This window comes from Streptomyces sp. E11-3 (genome assembly GCF_046540415.1).
GTDB lineage: Bacteria > Actinomycetota > Actinomycetes > Streptomycetales > Streptomycetaceae > Streptomyces.
The window spans coordinates 1-754 of record NZ_JAZGRL010000226.1 but is presented as its reverse complement, the minus strand read 5'-3'; the positions used below and the strand labels follow the sequence as shown (position 1 = coordinate 754).

General features: G+C 70.0%; 1 pseudogene. It reads right to left on the bottom strand.

Annotated elements, in window-relative coordinates:
• A pseudogene (locus U9R90_RS36565) lies at nucleotides 1-456 on the bottom strand (hypothetical protein); the annotation flags it as partial.
• Nucleotides 457-754: the final 298 nt, after the last annotated feature.

Genomic DNA, 754 nt, shown 5'->3' with positions numbered 1-754 from the left:
CACGGAACCCACCACGATCGTCACGCGGCGCATCACGGCGGTCATCCCGACGGAAGCCACCACGGTCATCACGCGGCCCATCACGCCGATCGTCACGACGGAACCCACCACGGTCATCACGCGACCCATCACGCCGATCGTCACGACGGAACGCGGGTCGGTCACCGTCCCTACGGGGACCACGGTCACGGTCGTCGCGGCGAGGGCCGTCCGACCGCTCGGCGGGCCGGGACCCGGGGCGTCCACCACGGTCACGGTCATCGCGGCCACGGAACCCACCACGGTCACCGTCACGACGGTCATCACGCCCGCGGAACCCACCGCGGTCGTCCCGTGGCGGCCCATCACGCCGGTCGTCACGACGGAACCCACCGCGGTCATCACGCGGCGCGTCACGCCGGTCATCGCGGCGGAACCCGCCACGGTCGCCGCGCGATCCATCGCGCCGGTCGTCACGGCGCCCAGGAGCCCCGCGGTCACCGTCTCGACGCGGCCCTCCGCGGTATCCGCCCCGGTCACCGTCGTCCCGTCGACGCTGCTCGCGTTCCGGTCGGTCGTCGGGAGAGTTGGTCGACATGGGTGACTCCTGTCATCGGTACCGCAGTCATTCTTACGCACTCGGCATCCGGGCGCGCTTCGACAAAACAAAAGGACCCCTGGTCCCAGCGTGAACGCTGGGACCAGGGGTCCTCAAAAATTGTTCGGCGGCGTCCTACTCTCCCACAGGGTCCCCCCTGCAGTACCATCGGCGCTG